Here is a 15,547-nt window from a genome sequence, read left to right on the forward strand (position 1 = left end):
CATGACGGACACTCCTACCCTCCTCAGGATTGTCCGTCATGGCTACGCCTTCCTATACAGCCGAAACGCAGGCTCCCGCCAGTAGCGCCAGACCGCAACTCGATAAAAAACCCAGCCTGTTCACCCTCGTGGTGTTTTTCGGCGTGCTGGCCAGCGGGCTGTTGTTCACCGCTTACAGCCTGATGCACGACATGAGCGAACTCGGCACGGTGGTCACCACCTGGACGCCATTTCTGCTGCTGGGCGTTGCCTTGCTGATCGCTCTGGGCTTTGAATTCGTCAACGGTTTCCACGACACCGCCAACGCCGTCGCTACGGTGATTTACACCAACTCGCTGCCGCCGAACTTCGCGGTGGCCTGGTCCGGGTTCTTCAACTTCCTGGGGGTGTTGCTGTCGAGTGGCGCGGTGGCGTTCGGCATCATCGCCCTGCTGCCGGTGGAGCTGATTCTGCAAGTCGGTTCCTCCGCCGGTTTCGCGATGATCTTCGCCCTGTTGATCGCCGCGATCCTGTGGAACCTCGGCACCTGGTGGCTGGGCTTGCCGGCCTCGTCGTCGCACACCTTGATCGGCTCGATCATCGGCGTCGGCGTGGCCAATGCCCTGATGCACGGCCATGACGGCACCAGCGGCGTGGACTGGGCGCAAGCAACCAAGATCGGTTATGCGTTGCTGTTGTCACCGCTGGTCGGCTTCGGTTTTGCCGCGCTGTTGCTGCTGGCCCTGCGTGCGTTCGTCAAGAATCGCGCGCTGTACAAGGCACCGGTCGGCAACACGCCACCACCGTGGTGGATTCGCGGCATGTTGATTGTGACCTGCACCGGCGTTTCGTTCGCCCACGGCTCCAACGACGGCCAGAAAGGCATGGGCCTGATCATGTTGATTCTGGTCGGCACGCTGCCGATGGCTTATGCGCTGAACCGCACCATGCCGGCCGACCAGGCGCTGCAGTTCGCCGCCGTCGCCGAAGTCACCCAGCAAGCGCTGGTGAAAAGCGCGCCGATGCCAGCCCCGGCCGATCCGCGTCCGGTGCTCTCCGAATACGTGCGCAGCAAGGAAGCCACGCCGCAACTGGTCCCGGCCCTTGCCGCCCTCACCGGCAGCATCGGCGCGCAGGTCAAGGGTTACGGCTCGCTGTCCAAAGTGCCCGCCGAGGCCGTGGGCAACGTGCGCAACGACATGTACCTGACCAGCGAAACCATTCGCCTGATGGACAAGAACAAGGTCGGTAACTTCGACGCCGACACCAGCAGCAAGCTGCAACTGTTCAAGCAACAGATCGACAACTCGACGCGTTTCATCCCGCTGTGGGTGAAGATCGCGGTGGCGATTGCGCTCGGGCTGGGCACCATGGTCGGCTGGAAGCGCATCGTGGTGACGGTCGGCGAGAAGATCGGCAAGACGCACCTGACTTACGCGCAAGGCGCCTCGGCAGAAACCGTGGCCATGCTGACCATCGGCGCGGCGGACATGTTCGGCTTGCCGGTGTCGACCACTCACGTGTTGTCCTCGGGGGTGGCCGGGAGCATGGTCGCCAACGGCGGCGGCTTGCAGATGAGGACCATCCGCAACCTGCTGATGGCCTGGGTGCTGACCTTGCCGGCGGCGATTCTGTTGTCGGGCAGCCTGTATTGGCTGTTCACCAAACTCTTCTAGCCTCAACACATACCCCCTGTAGGAGCGAGGCTTGCCCGCGAAGGCGGTGTGTCAGTCGACAATATCGTTGAATGACACACCGCCTTCGCGGGCAAGCCTCGCTCCTACAGGGGATTTTTTTGGCCGGGGCAACGCATTTCGTCGCAAATTCAGGCGTTTGCGTTTTTATTGATCCACCACCCGCCGGATTGCACTTCAGTTTGCTAACGTGTGGCCGACTCTTAAGAGACTCGATGCATTCAGGAGTGGAATCGTGAATCTGTACATCAATCAGCTTCAACAGAAAGCTGACTTCAAAGAAGCCATCTACGCCGGCGACATCTTCCTGAACACCCAGCTGCGCGCTGCCAAAGAGCTGTGTGCGTTCGCCCAGGAAAGCATCACCGCCGCCTTCGACGGCGAGACTAATCACCAGGCGCTGCACACGCTGATGCCGGTGGAAGAATTCGTGGTACTGGTGACGCGCCTCAAGGGCCAGTTCACCAACAGCCAGCGCGCCAAGGACCTGATCCTGTCGTTCATCGACGAGATTGGCGTCGACCCGCGCGAGTACATCTTCGACGTGCCGCGCATTCGCGTGGTGCCGAATTATGACTACCTGCACGCCGGTGTCAGCTATGCCTACAAACCGCATCGCGACACGTGGTATGGCAGCGTCGATTGCCAGATCAACACCTGGATGCCGGTGCACACCATCCGCCCCGACCAGACCATGATGATCAACGGCGGCTACTTCGACGTGCCGGTGAAGAACACCTCCAGCGAATGGAGCCTCAACGACTGGATCAGCAACCAGCGGCACAAAGCCAAGGACAACCTCAAAGAGGAAGTCCGCGTGCACCCGGTGCCACTGGAAGAAATCAACACCGCGTCTGAAGTGCGCATCGCCGGCAACACCGGTGAGATGCTGATCTTCTCCGGCTCGCACCTGCATGGCACGGTCGCCAACCACACCGATCAAACCCGCTTCAGCGTGGACTTCCGCCTGATGCACCTCGACGACCTCAAGCACAAGCGTGGCGCGATCAACGTCGACAGCGCCTGCCCTGACGTCGGCGCCGGTTTCAAAGACTATTTCCACGCCCACGACTTCTCGAATTTCCAAGGAATCCAGCAATGACCAAGCGTCGCATCACGCCTGCCGAAGCCCAGTACAACGAAACCCGTGCCAACGTTCTGAAACGGGTCGATGCCGAGTACGTGGCCGACGCGCCGTTCGTCTTCGCCAACCGCATCGGCGTCACCGCTGCGCTGTCGCGTATGGAACTGTTCAAGAAAGTCGCTGAAGTACCGGGCGCGATCATCGAGTGCGGCGTGTACAAGGGCAACTCGCTGATGCTGTACATGCACTTGTCGATGATTCTCGAGCCGTACGCGATCAACCGTTCGATCGTGGGCTTCGACACGTTCGAAGGCTTCCAGAGCATCGACAAGAAAGAAGACCCGGCCGACGTCAACGAGACCATGTTCTCCGACACCGACCAGTCGCTGATCCAGGACATGATCGACGCCAACGACCTGCTGCGCCCGGTCAACCGTATCCCGCGTTGCGAGCTGGTCAAAGGCGACATCGTCAAAACCGTACCTGAGTGGGTCAAGACCCGTCCGGACCTGGTCGTGGCCATGCTGATCCTCGACACCGACCTGTACGAATCGACCAAAGTCGCGCTGGAAACCTTCCTGCCGTACATGCCAAAAGGCGCGATCGTGGTATTGGACGAAGTCGCTTACCGCAACTTCCCGGGCGAAACCAAAGCCCTGCGTGAAGTGTTGGACCTGAACAAGATCGAACTCAAACGCCTGCCGTTTGATAGCTGCGTAGGCTATTTCCACGTCTAACACATCCCCTCTGTAGGAGCGAGGCTTGCCCGCGAAGAACGATAACGCGGTCTAACCGAATGACCGCGTTATCGTTCTTCGCGGGCAAGCCTCGCTCCTACAGGGGGCGGTTATGTTGTGGACTGGATGACATTGGCCAGCCAGTCCATGAACGCTCGCACCCGCAGCGGCAAATGCCGTTGCCGGGCGTAGAGCAACGAGACTTCCATCGACGGTGCGCTGAACTGCGGCAACACCGCCACCAGATCACCGCTATCCAAATGCGATTGCATGCCCTTGACCGGCGCCTGAATCAGACCGAATCCCCCCAGGCACGCCGCTTCATAAGCGTCGGTGCTGTTCACCGTGACACTGCCCGCCATGGGCAATCGATGCTCTGCCCCGTCCACTTCGTACAAAAAACCCTCCGAGCGCGAACCCAGTACGCCGACGTAATGGACCATTCGATGCTGTGCCAGATCCTCAAGACTTTCCGGCATGCCATAACGCTGCAAGTAGGCGGGACTGGCGCAATTGACCATCGCAAAATCACACACGCGACGCGCAACCACGGATTGATCCGGCTGCGCACCGACCCGCACCACGCAATCAAAGCCTTCCCTCTGCAAATCGACCCGGCGATCCGTGGTGCTGATTTCCAGTTCCAGGTTGGGGTGCAGCGCCATGAATTCCGGCAAGCGCGGCAGCACCATTTGCCGGCCCAGAAAGTTCGGCATGTCAAAGCGAATGCGCCCGGTAAGCGAGGCCGCGTCCTGACGAAACAGCCCTTCGATTTCATCCATGTGCGACAACAAGTCCCGGCTGCGCTCGTACAGCACCAGGCCGTCCTGCGTCGCCTGAACCCGGCGCGTGGTGCGTTGCAACAGGCGCGTCCCCAACAAGCCTTCCAACGCCTGAACGTGCTCCGAGACAGTCGATCTGGGCACGCCCAGACTTTCGCCCGCCAGGGTAAAACTCGACATCTCGCTGACACGCACGAAGGAACGCAGCAGTTCCAGCTTGTTCATGGGCCGACCCTCTATTGTTCGGTTTAACCGACCAGTGATTCCAGTTTCAGTCTGTTTATCACCCCGGGCCGGATAAATAAACTTCCACCACACCGTTACCCACCACCCTTGAGGAAGTCCCATGAACCGTAAAATCGCACTGATCACTGGCGCCAGCCGCGGCCTCGGCAAAAACGCAGCCCTGCATCTGGCCGCCCAAGGCGTCGACATTATCGGCACCTACAACAGCAAGGCCGATGAAGCGCAGGCACTGGTCGCAGAAATCGAAAGCCTTGGTGCTCGGGCGGTGATGCTGCAACTCGACGTGAGCCAAAGCGAACGCTTCGAAGACTTCGCCACCGAGGTCGCCGACGTGTTGCGCAGCCGTTTTGATCGCCAGCACTTCGACTTCCTGCTCAATAACGCCGGCATCGGCCTGACCGCGAACTTCGTCGACACCACCGTTGCCCAGTTCGACTTGCTGATGAATATCCACTTGAAGGGGCCGTTCTTCCTCACTCAGAACCTGCTGCCGCTGATGGCGGACGGTGGGCGCATCCTCAACGTGTCCAGCGGTCTGACCCGCTTCAGCTTGCCGGGTTACGGCGCTTACGCGGCGATGAAAGGCGCGATGGAAGTGCTGACCCGCTACCAGGCCAAGGAACTCGGTGCTCGCGGCATTTCCGTGAACACTCTGGCCCCGGGCGCCATCGAAACCGATTTCGGCGGCGGCACGGTGCGCGATAACAGTGACGTGAACAGCTACGTTGCCGGCAATACCGCGTTGGGTCGGGTGGGTCAGCCGGATGACATTGGTGGCGCGATTGCATTGCTGCTCGCGCCGGGTAGTCAGTGGATCAATGGCCAACGCGTTGAAGCGTCGGGCGGGATGTTCTTGTAACCACTAAACCTGTGGCGAGGGAGCTTGCTCCCGCCGGGTTGCGAAGCAGCCCCAAAATCTCGGTAACTGTCGAAGATTTTGCGAGCGCTTCGCACTCGAGCGGGACGGTGCGGCGATCCGACAAGCTCCCTCGCCACAAAAACCGTCCACTCTGGGTTAGCGAGCAGTAGAAACCATCAACATTCGCTCGCGCACCACGTCATACGCCCAGTGGTAAACGTAGGTGTATGGCAGGAAAAACAGCAACACGCCGATGTCCAGCAGGAATGCCTGCCACAGGCTGACGTTCAGCCACCAGGCAATCAGTGGCACACCCATCGCAACCAGCCCGCCTTCGAACAGCAGCGCATGGACAACGCGCACCCAAGCGTTGTGCACGATGCCGTAGCGTTTGAGCAAACGGTCGAACAGGCCGTTGAAGACCACGTTCCAGCCCAGAGCAAGCGCCGCAATCACAACGGTGACAGCGCCCATTTCAATCATCGGCTTGTTCATGATCCACGCCAGCAGAGGCGTACAGATCAAAATGGCCAACACTTCGAAACCAATGGCCTGGAAAATACGTTCAGTGATGGATTTTTTGACGTTCATGATCAGGACTCCCTGAGTGGCTGTGGTTGCCATGATCCGGTCTCGCGCCGATACTTCATAACCAATAACCATCGATCAAGGCGATAGTTCATGGCTTCTCAGGAAGTGTTGCAGGCGTTTGTCCAGGCGGCGACGCAAGGCTCGTTTTCCGCGGCGGCGCGCAAATTGGGGCGCAGTCAATCGACCATCAGTGCCGCGGTGGCCAGTCTTGAAATCGATCTGAACCTGACACTCTTCGACCGCAGCAGCCGCAAGCCGAGCCTGACGCCGGCCGGGCATGTGATGTTGCAACGGGCCGAGGAGATTCTGGCGGCCACCAGCCGCCTGGAAATGACCGCCAGCCAACTGTCCCAAGGTGTAGAGCCGAAGCTGACCGTGGCGATTTCCGACACCTATCAGTCGGACCGATTTGAAGCGGCGCTGAGTGCTTTCGAGCAGCGTTATCCAGACCTCGAACTCGAATGCCTGATCGCTGAGTGCGATGACCTGGTGGCATTGGTGCAGAGCGGTCGGGCGCATGTGGCCTTCGCCGAAAAGCAGGACAGTTACCCGCCGGATCTGGTCAGCTCGACCGTGGAGGAACGGACCGAGATTGCCCTGTTCGTCTCCCGAGCGCATCCGTTGGCGGCGCTGGACCATATCGATCAAGACCTGTTGCAACAGCATCGGGAGTTGCGCCTGGCGACGATCGTCAATCCGTACGAGAGCCGTGCGAAGGGACGTGTCTGGTCGGCGCCGAGTTACCTGATGCTGCTGGAAATGGCCCAGGGCGGGTTCGGCTGGGCGCCGTTGCCGCGTTGGCTGGTGGGGCGATTTGGGGCGGGGACGCTGGTTGAACTGGACGTGCGCGGCTGGCCGAAACCGGTGTTTGTCGATGCCTTGTGGTCACGGCTGCATCCGCCGGGGCCGGCGGGGAGTTGGTTGCTCAGTAAAATGCTGGAATAGCGGTGCGGCCATTCGCGGGCAAGCCTCGCTCCTACAGGGATTGGTGGCGTCCACAAAGTGTGTGATCGCCGCGATCCACTGTGGGAGTGAGCCTGCTCGCGATGGGGCCCGCAAGCTCACATCACTTCAAAGCCTTGATCCGCGCCTCGATAAACCGCCGCTCCGGCACTTGCTGCGTTAATTGCAGCGCCCGCTCATACGCCGCCCGCGCCTCCTCAACCCTTCCCAACTGCCGACAAAAATCCGCGCGCGCCGAATGCGCCAAGTGGTAATCCAGCAAATCCCCCCGATCCAAAATCCCTTCCACCAACACCAGCCCCGCCAACGGCCCATCCCGCCTGGAGATCGCCGCTGCACGGTTCAACTCGATGACCGGCGAAGGCACTGCCGCCAACAGCACGTCATACAAACCCACAATCTGCTGCCAGTCCGTCTCCCCCGCCGTGGGCGCTTCGGCATGCACCGCCGCAATCGCTGCTTGCAGGCAATAAGGCCCGAACCGGCGAGTGGTCAGCGCCGCTTCCACCAGCGCGCAACCTTCGGCGATCATCCCGGCATCCCACAACGAGCGATCCTGTTCATCCAGTAAAACCAACTCACCGCTCGCCGACGTCCGGGCCGGGCGTCGTGATTCATGCAACAGCATCAACGCCAGCAACCCCATCACTTCCGATTCCGGCAGCAACTCCATCAACAACCGCCCGAGCCGAATCGCCTCGCGCGTCAGGTCCTCGCGGGTCAGCTCTGCGCCGACAGACGCCGAGTAACCTTCGTTGAACACCAGGTAAATCACCCTGAGCACACTGTCCAGACGCTCGGGCAATTCCGCCAGCGTCGGCACTTGATAAGGGATTTTGGCGTCACGGATTTTCGCTTTGGCGCGCACGATGCGCTGGGCGATGGTTGCCGGCGCCGAGAGAAAGGCGCGGACAATTTCCTCCGTGGTCAGGTCGCACACTTCGCGCAAGGTCAACGGCACCTGGGCGTCCGACGCGAGGGCCGGGTGACAACAAGTGAAGATCAGCCGCAAGCGATCATCTTCCACGTCTTCATCACTCCAGTCGGCCTGTTCCAGTTCCTCCAGCTGAGCGATCAACAAAGGCCTGGACGCCGCAAAACGCGCGCGCCGACGCAATACATCAATGGCCTTGAAGCGCCCGGTGGACACCAGCCAGGTGCGCGGATTGTCCGGCACGCCGTCACGCTGCCAACGCTCGACCGCGACAAAAAACGCCTCGTGCAGGGCCTCTTCGGCGAGGTCGAAATCGCCAAGCAAGCGGATCAACGTCGCCAGAATCCGCCGTGAATCTTCACGGTAAACCTGCTCGACCCGCGCCGCGACCGACACGACAGGCATCAGTCCGGCATGCCTTCAGTCACCAGCGTCACCCATCGATCGCCGAATTCGGCAGGCTGTTGCTTATAGGGCTGTGGACTCATGGGGATCTCCTGTCTGGTGCTTGCTATTCAGGGATTCAACTGGCGAACGGGACGCACCTCGACACTGCCGACCCGGGCCGCCGGAATATTACCGGCGACCTGAATGGCTTCATTGAGGTCCTTGGCATCGATCAGGTAGAAGCCGGCCAACTGCTCCTTGGTTTCGGCGAACGGGCCATCGGTGATCGACATCTTGCCGTTGCGCATGCGCACGGTGGTCGCGGTTTGCACCGACTCCAGCGCCTCGGCCGCGATCATCCGGCCGCTGCCCTCGATCGACTCGGCATAGGCCATGCACTCGGCGTCATGGGGACTGTCAAGCAGCGAGTGCAACGCCTGTTCGTTGCTGTAGACCAGGCATAAGTACTTCATGTGGGCTCTCCCGGATCGAACTGATGAACTATGGCTGCAGATGGACGCCTTCGCGACATTCCCGACGAAGCACCCGATGTTCAGGGTTCAAGGTTGAACAGCACCGTGCCGCTCGTCATGTCGAACGGGGCCGACCAGTGTTCGTGGACGATGCGCCATTGCCCTGCCTCTCGCCGATAGCAGGCGGTCACGCGCATCCAGCAAGCCTGGGTTTCACCTTTTTCGTTGGTGCCGCCGCAATGGGCCAGCCAGTGGGCGAAGGCGATGTGCTCGTCCGCGACGATGTTCATGTGGTCAAAGTCGAACTTGTGCGCGCCCTGGCACATCTCCATACATTCTTCCCAATGCGCGCGATAAGCCGCCTTTCCCCGGAATTGCAGGGCCTTGACCGCGTCGTAGGAGACGATGTCGTCGCCGTAAAAGGACATGAGTTTCTCGACATCCTTGGCGATTACCGCTTGGCGATAAGTGTCGATCAGGGCCTGGATTTCAGCTGTAGCCGTCATGGTGGTTCTCCGTGGTTTTTGTTGTGAAGACACCCTTAGTCGTCTGGCGAACAGCCAAATCGACAGTCGAAATAAAAATAATCCATGAACGCAAACTCGTTAGAATCCGAAACATATTTTGTTGGAAAAAGGACACTCCAGTGACAGCCCGACTCGTGCCTTACGAAAACCTCAACGCGCGCCAGCGCCAGCAGGTCGAGGCGATCGAAGTGCATAAAGAACAGATCAAATTCTCCGGCGACATCCACGGTGCGTTGCACACCTTGCTGTCCAAACCCGGCCCCGGCGTCCAGGGATTTGCACTGCTGGCCGAGGAGATTCCCGTGGCGTTCCTGCTGCTGAAACGCCCGCCTGTGCTGCCGGCGTGGGCCGACGAACACAGCGCGACCTTGCATGCCTTGCAAGTCGATCACCGCGCTCAAGGCAAGGGGTATGGAAAAGCCTGCCTGCAAGCCCTGCCCGACGTGGCTCGGCAGGCGTTTCCGGAGATCAAGGCGCTGGAGCTCTCGGTGGATGCGGACAACGCGGCGGCCATCGCGCTCTATGCAAAATTTGGCTGGGTCGACAGCGGTGAGGCGTACAGGGGCCGGATCGGTTATGAACGGCGCATGAGTCTGATTTTCTGAGGTAGTTATGCTCGACAGCATCGAAGCACTGGAAGCGATCTACGGCCAACCCCACGACCGCGCCGTGCGCAAGCAGATTGCCTTTCTGAACGAGGACTATCAAGCGATGGTCCGCGCCTCGCCGCTGGTGATTATCAGCTCGGTCGGCCCTGATGGCATGGACGGTTCGCCCCGGGGTGATACGCCGGGTTTTGTGCGGATCATCGACCCGCAGACCCTGGCGATACCGGACCGTCCGGGCAACAACCGCATCGATACGTTGCGCAATGTGGTGCTCGATTCACGGGTGTCGTTGCTGTTCATCATTCCCGGGATCGGCGAGACGTTACGGGTCAACGGCACAGCGCAAATAAGTGCGGAACCGGCGTTGCTGGAAAGCTTTGCGGTGAACGGCAAACCGGCGCGCACGGTGATGCTGGTGACGGTGGAAGCGGCGTACTTCCATTGCTCGAAAGCGATTGTCCGTTCGGATTTGTGGAATCCGGAGAAGCATCTGGAACGCTCAGCGCTGCCGACGGCGGGGGCGTTTCACAAGCGGTTGAATGACGGGCAGTTCGATGCAGAAACGTACGACCGGGAAGCGCCGGCGCGGGTGCGTGACAGTCTCTACTGATCAATAAATGAAAGGGTTACCATGAGGCAACCCTTTGGGAATTTGAATAGCCGTCAGAGAAGTAGGCAATAGTCGAGCAACTGCTTCTCGATACTTTGACGCTGGCCGATAACCAAAGCGACTACGACAAGGCTCTTACTCGGGTACACCTCATACAAAACCCACTGCCCCATGGGCATGTACTCACGGAAATGAGTCACACCAAGGGAGGCGGCTTCCTGGCAAACACCATAAACGTGGGCCTGAGAGCCCAAAGTCGTAACAATCTGCATCACCAGTTGATCTACAACCTCTGCCGCTTTTTTGCGCCCGCATTGCTGCGTCAGATAATGCTCCAGCGAAATAACCCCATGCTCCGCAGCGGTCGAAAACTCTACCCTGAAGACCTCAGGCATCGTTATCTTCTTGTGACAGTTCACGCCGCTTCACCAGTTTAGCCAGCAACGTCTCACCAGAGATCAGCTTTCCCTGGTCCTTGTCGCGGGAGGAGAACGACAGCAGCTTGATCAGCGCGATCGCCTCGTCCCGGCGTTTACGCTCCTCATAGGACTCGATCACATACGCAGGCACGCCATTTTGGGTCACGAGCATTGGCTCGGAGAGATCCAGCGCTGCCGCATTTTTTTTGACAAAACTGATTGTTTCAACTCGCATCATTCGTTCCTCTGCTCGCCATCCGGACAGGCTGGCCAACTCACAAGGTCTGAATTTAGGCTATTAAAAAACTTATCTCAAGCGATCATTTGCTCCGGTTACAACTCCAACACCATCTCATGCCACGCCATGCCGCCGTGGTCCGAAGCTGAAGGCTTGATGTAGGCAAACCCAAATCCGGCATACAGCGGAATGTGCCGCTCCTTGCACATCAGGTGGATGGTGCTCTTGCCCAAACCCCGCATGCGCTCGATGAACTCGCCCATCAAACGCTTCGCCAACCCCTGCCCCTGATAATCAGGGTGCACCACCACCGACATGATCACCACGTGCGGCCCGGCCGGGTCGTGGCCGATCAGTTCCTTGAACGCCTCGTCTGACATTTCCACCTCAAATGCCGCTCCGGAATTAATGAAACCGGCTACCACGCCGTCCACTTCCGCGACGATGAAACCCTCGGGCCAGGTGGCGATGCGGGTGGCGATTTTTTCCCGGGTGGCGGCTTCGTCGCCTTCGTAGGCAACGGTTTCGATGGCGAAGCAGCGGTCCAGATCAGCAGGCAGGACGTTTCGGATGACAGGGTTCGACGAGTTCATGGCGCAACAGCAACCTTGGGGCAAGTGAGAAGACAGAGTATCGCTCGCCGATTCTAACAACACTGGCTGGCCCTTGAACGCCCGATACCTGGCACTCGTATAAAGCGCATAGGGTTGAAGGACGGCACCGTAAAGCTTTCATATAACCGCTACCCAATGCCTCGGGTTCGTATTATTTATCTGTGCCTCGACGATTGAAGACGCCCAGCCACGGCAGGTTGAGCCCTCCTCGTCCCACTCACAGGACTGTGATCATGAGCACGACTCAAATCGGCCTACTCGTGTTGTTCAGCATTAGCTCGTTCGGCTTCATCACGCTGTACATCGATTTCCTGCGCGAGCGCCGAATCAAGAAAGGCAAGTGAACGACACAAGGTCAGGCGCTTCAACCAGCGCCAGCCTTGCTCTACAGCCCCACCAAGCGATAGCCCACCTGCAATTCGGTGATGAAATGTTGCGGCTGGGCCGCATCGGCCTCCAGTTTCTGCCGCAAGTGCGCCATGTGCACCCGTAGGTAGTGAGCACGATCGACGTAATCCAGCCCCCACACTTCCAGCAGTAACTGGCGATGGGTCATGACCCGGCCTTGTCCGCGAATCAACGCGCAAAGCAGGCGATACTCGATGGGCGTCAGATGGATCGATTGGCCCTCGCGCCGGACCTCGTGCGTGGCCAGGTCCACTTCGATCATGCCGAACGTCACCTTGCTGGTGACGGCGGCGGTTCCGTTCTGCACATGTCGACGCAACTGGGCGCGGATACGCGCGAGCAACTCGGGCACGCCGAAGGGTTTGACCAGGTAATCGTCGGCGCCCGCATCCAGTGCCGCCACTTTTTCCTCTTCACGATCACGGGCCGACAGCACCAGAATCGGCACCGTCATCCAGCCCCGCAGCTCGCTGATCAATTGTTTGCCGTCACCGTCGGGCAAGCCAAGATCGACAATCACCAGATCCGGTTGACGGCTGGCGGCGTGGATCAGAGCGCGTTTGACGTTGTCGGCTTCGAACACCTGAAAACCTTCATCCTGCAGCGCGATACCGATGAAACGGCGGATGTTGGCCTCGTCCTCGACAATGAGGATGCGTGCACTGGTTGCACTGGTCATAGCGATTCCATGGAAGGCGGGTGACCCGCCGGTAGAGTGATGACAAAGCGGATACCCGAGGTGGCCAGGGGTTGGGCCTCGATCGTTGCGCCATGAGCCTGGACAATGCGTTTTGCCAACGCCAGCCCAAGGCCGATGCCGGCCACGGCCGACTCCTGCTGACCCCGCGTAAACGGTTCGAACAAGCTCTGAGGTGTGCTGCCCTGAGGACAACCGGGACCGGCGTCGATCACTTCCAGCACAATGCTGTCCTCCTCGTGCCGGGCCACGACCTGCACCAGCGTTCCGGCCGGGGTGTACTTGGCGGCGTTGTCCAGCAGGTTGACCAGCACGCGCTCGATCAACAGCGCATCGACTTCCACCAACGGCAACTGCGGCGACAGCGCGGTGCGCACGACGTGCCGCGCCAATGGCTCGCGCAATTGACGCAAAGCGCTGCCGACGATTTCCTCCAGCGAATGCCATTGCCGATTCAGGCGCACACCGCGTTCCTGCATCCGGGCCATGTCCAACAGGTTTTCGATCAACCGCTGCATGGAGCTGGCCTGATCGCGGATACCGCCCAGCAACTGCGTCAGCGGTCCGGGCGGCGCGTGAGGTGCCGCCGCATCTGCCGCGCCGATAATGGTGGTCAGCGGCGTGCGCAAGTCATGAGAGATCGCGGCCAGCAGCGTATTGCGCATGCGCTCGCCCTCCATCTGCACCAGGGTGCTCTGCGCCACTTCGACGAAATGCACCCGCTCCAGCGCGATCGCCAGTTGGCTCATGCACGCTTCGAGCAAACGCTGTTCTTCAGGCTCGCTCAATCGCTCGGGTTCAGCCAGTTCGAGCACCAACACGCCGCGTACGCGCATGGGCGCCTTTAATGGCAAATAGCGGCCTTGAGCGGCCGCCAGTGTATCGGTGCCCTGACCCGCGGGTTGGCCGTGGTCGTAAACCCATTGGGCAATGCTTTCATCGATCGGGAACGTGCCGGCGCCACTGGAATGGACACTGTCTATAGCGTCCGGAAGTGCCAACCCGCCCCGCGCTTCAAACACGCCACTGAAGGTGCGCAGCGCCACCTCCGTAATCTGCTCCACCGTCAGCGCCGCCGACAGGTCGCGAGCCAGCCTCGCCAATGACGTCGCGCGCCGCTCACGGCCAGCAGCGGTGCGAGCCTCATGACGCAAGCGGGCCGTCAGTTGACCGGTGATCAACGCAATACCCAGCATCAGGGCGAAGGTAAAGAAATACTGGGTGTCATTGACCGTGAACGACCAGCGGGGCTGGACGAAGAAGAAATCAAAACACAGCACCGCCAGCATCGCCGCCCAGACACCCGGTCCGCGCCCGTAACGCAGAGAGACCAACACCACCGTGAGCAAAAACAGCATGACCACGTTGGCCAGATCAAACACCTGCAACAACAAGGCCGCCACAGCCGTGGCGGCAAAACAGGCAAGGCTGGCCCACAGGTATGCCGCAGCCCTGCTCGGTGGCAACGCGGCATCCGTGTTCACCGCCACCGCAACCACGACGGGCAACGGGCCATGAGCGATGACAATCTGATCGATCTCGGGGTGACGACGGCTGATACGGTCACTGATCGACTGATGCCAGAACTGCCAGACCTTGCGCGGGTAATGCCCGAGCACCAGGCGATTGGCGTTATGTTCACGGGCAAACGCCACCAGCGTCTCGGCCACGTCCATGCCTGACAGCGTGGCCGTGTCGGCACCGAACTCAGCGGCCAGCGCCAGGGTTTTCATGGCGGCGGCATAGCGGTTCTCACCGCCTTCACGGCGATGGACCGAAGGCACATGGACGACAATCCAGTCCGCCTCGAGTTTTTGTGCCAGACGCGCCGCTTCACGAACCAGACGTTCATCCGACGGGTAGCCTGCCACGCCGACCAGAAGACGCTCGCGCGCCGGCCAAAGGGTGTTGATGGACCGCTCGCGGCGATAGTCGCGCATCTGTGCATCGACTCGATCGGCCGTACGCCGCAGCGCCAGCTCGCGCAAGGCCAGCAAGTTGCCTTTGCGAAAGAAATGCCGGGACGCGCGCTCGGCCTGGGGTGGCAGATAGACCTTGCCTTCCTTGAGACGGCGTAGCAAGTCATCAGGTGGCAGGTCGATCACCACCACTTCATGAGCAGCGTCGAACAGATGATCGGGTACGGTCTCGCGCACCCGGATGCCGATGATCCCGCTGACGATGTCGTTGAGACTTTCCAGGTGCTGGACATTGAGGGTGGTCCAGACGTCGATGCCGGCGCGCAGCAGTTCTTCGACATCCTGCCAGCGTTTGGGGTGACGCGAGCCGGGAACGTTGCTGTGGGCCAGCTCATCCACCAGCAGCACCGCCGGACGTCGCGCCAGCGCGGCATCCAGATCGAACTCGCTGAGGGCACACTCGCGATGCATCACGCTGTAGCGCGGCAGCAGCTCCAGACCCGTGAGCAGTTCAGCGGTTTCCCGGCGGCCATGGGTTTCGACCACGCCAGCCACCAGGTCACGGCCCTGGGTCACTTCGCGTTGGGCCGCGGTGAGCATGGCACAGGTTTTACCCACCCCGGCATTGGAGCCGAAATAGATGCGTAATTTGCCGCGCAGGGCGGCCTGTTCGTCTTGTTGCAGCTTCTCCAGCAGCGCGTCGGGATCAGGGCGGCCGTCACGTGAAGCGGTGAACGTATCAGTTACGAGCATGGCAATCCTTTTGAGCTGCACGGCG

The 15,547-nt window shown here is 60.2% G+C and carries 17 protein-coding genes; 7 read left to right on the top strand and 10 right to left on the bottom strand.

Annotated elements, in window-relative coordinates; all coding sequences use genetic code 11:
- Positions 1 to 38 precede the first annotated feature (38 nt).
- The 3 genes from ACYZTY_RS21030 to ACYZTY_RS21040 all read left to right on the top strand — a co-directional run bounded on the left by ACYZTY_RS21030 (position 39) and on the right by ACYZTY_RS21040 (position 3,494).
- Entirely contained in the window at positions 39 to 1,655 is a 1,617-nt protein-coding gene (locus tag ACYZTY_RS21030) for an inorganic phosphate transporter (protein WP_461955312.1), read from the top strand.
- A gap of 253 nt (positions 1,656 to 1,908) precedes the next feature.
- The gene (locus ACYZTY_RS21035) at positions 1,909 to 2,775 is read left to right on the top strand and encodes a hypothetical protein (protein ID WP_461955313.1); all 867 of its coding nucleotides are present in this window, start codon (positions 1,909 to 1,911) and stop codon (positions 2,773 to 2,775) included.
- Complete coding sequence (locus ACYZTY_RS21040) at positions 2,772 to 3,494, top strand: TylF/MycF/NovP-related O-methyltransferase (protein ID WP_046031989.1); 723 nt, start codon at positions 2,772 to 2,774, stop codon at positions 3,492 to 3,494. The genes ACYZTY_RS21035 and ACYZTY_RS21040 overlap by 4 nt, the downstream gene beginning before the upstream one ends.
- A gap of 110 nt (positions 3,495 to 3,604) precedes the next feature.
- On the opposite strand, the gene ACYZTY_RS21045 is transcribed toward ACYZTY_RS21040, so the two are convergent.
- Positions 3,605 to 4,501 (bottom strand): LysR family transcriptional regulator, encoded by an 897-nt coding sequence (locus ACYZTY_RS21045; protein ID WP_461955314.1) that lies wholly within the window; start codon positions 4,499 to 4,501, stop codon positions 3,605 to 3,607.
- 121 nt (positions 4,502 to 4,622) lie between these two features.
- Here ACYZTY_RS21045 and ACYZTY_RS21050 point away from each other — a divergent pair, with 121 nt between their 5' ends.
- Positions 4,623 to 5,381 carry an SDR family NAD(P)-dependent oxidoreductase gene (locus ACYZTY_RS21050; protein ID WP_461955315.1) on the top strand — a complete coding sequence of 253 codons (759 nt, stop codon included), beginning with the start codon at positions 4,623 to 4,625 and terminating at the stop codon, positions 5,379 to 5,381.
- A gap of 156 nt (positions 5,382 to 5,537) precedes the next feature.
- Here the strand turns inward: ACYZTY_RS21050 and ACYZTY_RS21055 are convergent, their stop codons facing one another.
- Complete coding sequence (locus ACYZTY_RS21055) at positions 5,538 to 5,972, bottom strand: multidrug/biocide efflux PACE transporter (RefSeq protein ID WP_461959368.1); 435 nt, start codon at positions 5,970 to 5,972, stop codon at positions 5,538 to 5,540.
- 90 nt (positions 5,973 to 6,062) lie between these two features.
- Between ACYZTY_RS21055 and ACYZTY_RS21060 the strand changes: the two genes are divergently transcribed.
- The gene (locus ACYZTY_RS21060; protein WP_461955316.1) at positions 6,063 to 6,917 is read left to right on the top strand and encodes a LysR family transcriptional regulator; all 855 of its coding nucleotides are present in this window, start codon (positions 6,063 to 6,065) and stop codon (positions 6,915 to 6,917) included.
- A gap of 121 nt (positions 6,918 to 7,038) precedes the next feature.
- Here ACYZTY_RS21060 and ACYZTY_RS21065 read toward each other — a convergent pair whose 3' ends face one another.
- The 3 genes from ACYZTY_RS21065 to ACYZTY_RS21075 all read right to left on the bottom strand — a co-directional run bounded on the left by ACYZTY_RS21065 (position 7,039) and on the right by ACYZTY_RS21075 (position 9,235).
- A complete protein-coding gene (locus ACYZTY_RS21065) occupies positions 7,039 to 8,274 on the bottom strand; it encodes an RNA polymerase sigma factor (protein WP_461955317.1) in 1,236 nt (411 codons plus the stop codon).
- 110 nt (positions 8,275 to 8,384) lie between these two features.
- The gene (locus ACYZTY_RS21070; protein ID WP_461955318.1) at positions 8,385 to 8,729 is read right to left on the bottom strand and encodes a YciI family protein; all 345 of its coding nucleotides are present in this window, start codon (positions 8,727 to 8,729) and stop codon (positions 8,385 to 8,387) included.
- 80 nt (positions 8,730 to 8,809) lie between these two features.
- On the bottom strand, positions 8,810 to 9,235 hold the full coding sequence (locus ACYZTY_RS21075) for a YybH family protein (RefSeq protein WP_461955319.1): 426 nt from the start codon (positions 9,233 to 9,235) through the stop codon (positions 8,810 to 8,812).
- 140 nt (positions 9,236 to 9,375) lie between these two features.
- Here ACYZTY_RS21075 and ACYZTY_RS21080 point away from each other — a divergent pair, with 140 nt between their 5' ends.
- Positions 9,376 to 9,861 carry a GNAT family N-acetyltransferase gene (locus ACYZTY_RS21080; RefSeq protein WP_461955320.1) on the top strand — a complete coding sequence of 162 codons (486 nt, stop codon included), beginning with the start codon at positions 9,376 to 9,378 and terminating at the stop codon, positions 9,859 to 9,861.
- A gap of 7 nt (positions 9,862 to 9,868) precedes the next feature.
- Positions 9,869 to 10,474: a pyridoxamine 5'-phosphate oxidase family protein gene (locus tag ACYZTY_RS21085; protein ID WP_461955321.1), complete on the top strand. Its 606-nt coding sequence runs from the start codon at positions 9,869 to 9,871 to the stop codon at positions 10,472 to 10,474.
- A 53-nt stretch (positions 10,475 to 10,527) separates the two neighbouring features.
- Here the strand turns inward: ACYZTY_RS21085 and ACYZTY_RS21090 are convergent, their stop codons facing one another.
- The 5 genes from ACYZTY_RS21090 to ACYZTY_RS21110 all read right to left on the bottom strand — a co-directional run bounded on the left by ACYZTY_RS21090 (position 10,528) and on the right by ACYZTY_RS21110 (position 15,522).
- Positions 10,528 to 10,869: a type II toxin-antitoxin system RelE/ParE family toxin gene (locus tag ACYZTY_RS21090; RefSeq protein ID WP_461955322.1), complete on the bottom strand. Its 342-nt coding sequence runs from the start codon at positions 10,867 to 10,869 to the stop codon at positions 10,528 to 10,530.
- A complete protein-coding gene (locus tag ACYZTY_RS21095; protein WP_461959369.1) occupies positions 10,862 to 11,128 on the bottom strand; it encodes a type II toxin-antitoxin system Phd/YefM family antitoxin in 267 nt (88 codons plus the stop codon). Before ACYZTY_RS21095 ends, ACYZTY_RS21090 begins: the two co-directional genes overlap by 8 nt.
- Before the next feature lie 98 nt (positions 11,129 to 11,226).
- Positions 11,227 to 11,724 (bottom strand): GNAT family N-acetyltransferase, encoded by a 498-nt coding sequence (locus ACYZTY_RS21100; RefSeq protein WP_461955323.1) that lies wholly within the window; start codon positions 11,722 to 11,724, stop codon positions 11,227 to 11,229.
- A 406-nt stretch (positions 11,725 to 12,130) separates the two neighbouring features.
- Positions 12,131 to 12,832 carry a response regulator gene (locus ACYZTY_RS21105; protein WP_461955324.1) on the bottom strand — a complete coding sequence of 234 codons (702 nt, stop codon included), beginning with the start codon at positions 12,830 to 12,832 and terminating at the stop codon, positions 12,131 to 12,133.
- The gene (locus ACYZTY_RS21110; RefSeq protein ID WP_461955325.1) at positions 12,829 to 15,522 is read right to left on the bottom strand and encodes a DUF4118 domain-containing protein; all 2,694 of its coding nucleotides are present in this window, start codon (positions 15,520 to 15,522) and stop codon (positions 12,829 to 12,831) included. Before ACYZTY_RS21110 ends, ACYZTY_RS21105 begins: the two co-directional genes overlap by 4 nt.
- Positions 15,523 to 15,547: the final 25 nt, after the last annotated feature.

It is taken from the genome of Pseudomonas sp. LB1P83 (genome assembly GCF_054897885.1).

Coding starts and splice junctions, on each gene's coding strand:
- ACYZTY_RS21090 (WP_461955322.1), bottom strand. CDS start 10,869: ATGCCTGAGGTCTTCAGGGTAGAGTTTTCGACCGCTGCGGAGCATGGG.
- ACYZTY_RS21075 (WP_461955319.1), bottom strand. CDS start 9,235: ATGACGGCTACAGCTGAAATCCAGGCCCTGATCGACACTTATCGCCAA.
- ACYZTY_RS21110 (WP_461955325.1), bottom strand. CDS start 15,522: ATGCTCGTAACTGATACGTTCACCGCTTCACGTGACGGCCGCCCTGAT.
- ACYZTY_RS21055 (WP_461959368.1), bottom strand. CDS start 5,972: ATGAACGTCAAAAAATCCATCACTGAACGTATTTTCCAGGCCATTGGT.
- ACYZTY_RS21105 (WP_461955324.1), bottom strand. CDS start 12,832: ATGACCAGTGCAACCAGTGCACGCATCCTCATTGTCGAGGACGAGGCC.
- ACYZTY_RS21060 (WP_461955316.1), top strand. CDS start 6,063: ATGGCTTCTCAGGAAGTGTTGCAGGCGTTTGTCCAGGCGGCGACGCAA.
- ACYZTY_RS21070 (WP_461955318.1), bottom strand. CDS start 8,729: ATGAAGTACTTATGCCTGGTCTACAGCAACGAACAGGCGTTGCACTCG.
- ACYZTY_RS21040 (WP_046031989.1), top strand. CDS start 2,772: ATGACCAAGCGTCGCATCACGCCTGCCGAAGCCCAGTACAACGAAACC.
- ACYZTY_RS21045 (WP_461955314.1), bottom strand. CDS start 4,501: ATGAACAAGCTGGAACTGCTGCGTTCCTTCGTGCGTGTCAGCGAGATG.
- ACYZTY_RS21085 (WP_461955321.1), top strand. CDS start 9,869: ATGCTCGACAGCATCGAAGCACTGGAAGCGATCTACGGCCAACCCCAC.
- ACYZTY_RS21095 (WP_461959369.1), bottom strand. CDS start 11,128: ATGCGAGTTGAAACAATCAGTTTTGTCAAAAAAAATGCGGCAGCGCTG.
- ACYZTY_RS21065 (WP_461955317.1), bottom strand. CDS start 8,274: ATGCCTGTCGTGTCGGTCGCGGCGCGGGTCGAGCAGGTTTACCGTGAA.
- ACYZTY_RS21030 (WP_461955312.1), top strand. CDS start 39: ATGGCTACGCCTTCCTATACAGCCGAAACGCAGGCTCCCGCCAGTAGC.
- ACYZTY_RS21050 (WP_461955315.1), top strand. CDS start 4,623: ATGAACCGTAAAATCGCACTGATCACTGGCGCCAGCCGCGGCCTCGGC.
- ACYZTY_RS21100 (WP_461955323.1), bottom strand. CDS start 11,724: ATGAACTCGTCGAACCCTGTCATCCGAAACGTCCTGCCTGCTGATCTG.